The organism is Nocardia sp. CC201C, from assembly GCF_030010695.1.
GTDB classification, from domain to species: Bacteria; Actinomycetota; Actinomycetes; order Mycobacteriales; family Mycobacteriaceae; genus Nocardia; species Nocardia otitidiscaviarum.
Window position 1 is genome coordinate 1 of record NZ_JASCXP010000606.1, and the last position, 3,049, is coordinate 3,049.

Below are 3,049 nucleotides of genomic sequence, written 5' to 3' on the forward strand. Positions count from 1 at the left end.
GCAGGCGTTCCAGGGCGCGGCCCAGAGCGCCCAGGTCACCGGAGCGCTGAGCGTCCTGCACCGACCTCAGGGCGTCGTCGATCTGGGCGACGGCGGCGTCCCGGCCCGCGGGCGGTGGCGTCGTGCCCTGATCGGGCGGCGGTGTCGTGCCCTGGTTCGGCGGCGGCGTGGCGCCCTGCTGGCCGGGCTGGTTGGTGGCGGCGCTGCCGGTGCCGGGCAGCACCTTGTCCAGGGCCTCCTGCACCGTGGAGCCGTAGCCCACCTTGTCGCGGTAGCTGGCCAGCACCTTCACCAGCTGCGGGAAGGTCGGGGCACCGGCTCCGGCATTGCGTTCCAGATACCACGGCTCGACGTACAGGATGCCGCCGTTGCCGACCGGCAGGGTCAGCAGATTGCCGTAGCGGATCTTGTTGACATTGCCACCGGTCAGCAGGTTGCGGTCGCGGGAGACCTCGTCGGCGGTGGTCATCGACGTCTGCGTCTGGCCGGGGCCGGGTGTCTCCGAACCCGGTGGCAGTTGTAGCACGGTGATCTTGCCGTAGTTCTCCGGATTCGAATGCGCCTGCAGGTACGCCGACAGGAACTGGCGGCGGAAACCCACCATGCCGCTGGTCAGGGTGAACATCGGCTTGCCGGTCTCGGGGTCGCCGAGCAGCTGGTAGTACGGGGGCTGATGGGCGTTGGCGGCCGCACCCTCCACCGTCGGATCGTTGGGCACCGACCAGAAGGCGTTGTTGGTGAAGAACTCGCGCGGATCGTTCACGTGGTACTTCGACAGCAGTTCACGCTGCACCTTGAACAGATCCTCGGGATAGCGGAAGTGCGCCCGCAGCTCCGGCGAGATCTCGCTCTCCGGCGTCACCGCGTTCGGGAACACGCCGCGCCACGCCTGCAGCACCGGATCGGTGGAGTCGACCTCGTACAGCTTGACGGTGCCGTCGTAGGCGTCGATGGTCGCCTTCACCGAGTTGCGGATGTAGCTGACCTCCTTGCGCGGCAGCAGCCGCCCGGTGGTCTGGTCGATGCTGTCCTCGAGCACGCCGTCCAGCGAGGTGCGCTGCGCGTACGGGTAGCTGTCCAGGGTGGTGTAGGCGTCGACGATCCACACGATGCGGCCGTCGACCACCGCCGGGTAGGCGTCGCTGTCGGCGGTCAGCCACGGTGCGACCTGCTCCACGCGATCCCGCGGATTGCGATTGAAGATGATCTTCGAATCGGGGCCGATCACGCCGGAGAACAGAATGTTGCGCTCGGCGTACTTGGCCGCGAAGGCCAAGCGGTTGACCCAGTTGCCCAGCGGCACACCGCCCGCACCGTCGTAGGTGTACTGCGAGTCGGGCTTGTCGTACTCGCGGGCGGGCTGACCGTTGGCACCGACGATGGCGTAGTCCGCGTCGCTCTTGGAGATCAGCTCGCCGTAGTAGATGCGCGGCTCGTCGACCGGAATCGCCTGCCGCTCCTTCGGAATGAACAGATCGCTGACCGTCGACAGGCCGTCCACGTCGAAGACCGGGTAGCCGTAGCCGCCCGATTCGCCCGCCGCCTGCTGCGCCTGCTCGGACTCCTTGGGCGGGGCCACGTTCACGCGGTTCGCGGGCGCGGCCACGAAACCGTTGCCGTGCGTGTACACGGTGTGCTTGTTGATCCAGTCCGTCTGGTTGCCGGACAGGTTCTGCGGCTGCAATTCACGGGCCGCGACGATGAAGTCGCGCATCTCGCCGTTGACCTCGTAGCGGTCCACGTCCAGCGGATCGGGGAAGCCGTAGAAGTTCTGCAGCTGCTGGTTGCGCTGAATGAAGGTGGCCTGCATCAGGTTCGGATCGAGCAGGCGGATATTCGCGATGGTGGCGCGGTCGGCGGCCGACATGCTGGCGCCGTTGGTGTTCTGGGCGACGCCCTTGTAGTCGACGTATTCGACCTTGTCGTCGGTGATTCCGTACGCCTGCCTGGTCGCCTCGATATTGCGCTCGATATAGGCGGCTTCCTTGGTGGCCGCGTTCGGGCGCACCGAGAACTGCTCCACCAGCAGCGGCCACACCGCGCCCACCAGCACCGAGGACAGCACCAGCAGCGCCGCCGCCATCGCCGGAACCCGCAGATCCTTCAATACGATGCCGGCGAAGAAGGCGACCGCGCAGATCACCGCGATGGACAGCAGGATGAGCTTGGCGGGCAGCACCGCGTTGATATCGGTGTAGGAACCACCGGTGAAGGTTGGTTCCTTGCGCTGACTGGACAGCAGGGCGTAGCGGTCGAACCAGTACGCGATCGCCTTGAGCAGCACGAAGATTCCGGCCAGCACCGCCAGCTGCACGCGCGCCGCGGTGCTCAGCGACCCTTCCCGGCCGGTGAGGCGCAGACCGCCGAAGACGTAGTGGGTCACCAGGTTCGCGAAGAACGCGATCAGCACGGCGACGAACAGCCAGTTCAGGACCCAGCGGTAGAACGGCAGGTCGAAGGCGTAGAAGCCGATGTCGAGATTGAACTGCGGATCCTTCTGGCCGAAGGAACCGCCGTGCAGGAACAGCTGCACCGTCACCCAGCTCGACTGCGCGACCAGACCGGACAGCAGACCGATCACCAGCGGAATGCCGACGCCGAACAGGCGAAGTCGGCTCATGACCGTGGTGCGGTAACGGGCGATCGGATCGCCGGGGCCGGCCGGCGGCAGGAACATGGGGCGGGTGCGGTACGCCAGCAGCAGCGCCACCCAGATGATGGCGGCGACGGCGATGGTGACCGCCAGGAACAGCAGGATCCGGGTCAGCAGGACGCGGTGGTACACGTCGCGGAAACCCACCTCGCCGAACCACAGCCAGTTGGTGTACGCGTCGGTGAGCCGGGGGCCCACCAGCAGCAGTGCGGCCATGACGAGTGCTGCGACCAGCAGTACTCGGCTGCGTCGAGACAGCGAAGGTAAGCCTGTCGGGGGGCGCATGCCCACGGTGCCACGCTCCTGAGTCCGGTGATCGATGGTGGTCCCACGAGACCTTTCGCGCCCCACTCTACGTAAAACACCCGGCAGTGGATGGGGCACACCCGATGTTCG

General features: G+C 66.8%; 1 protein-coding gene. It reads right to left on the minus strand.

The genetic code is table 11. The annotated features are described in order from the left end of the window. On the minus strand, positions 1-2,944 hold a 2,944-nt coding region (locus QK444_RS34785), incomplete at its 3' end, for a UPF0182 family protein (RefSeq protein ID WP_282786244.1). Between the last annotated feature and the right edge of the window lie 105 nt (positions 2,945-3,049).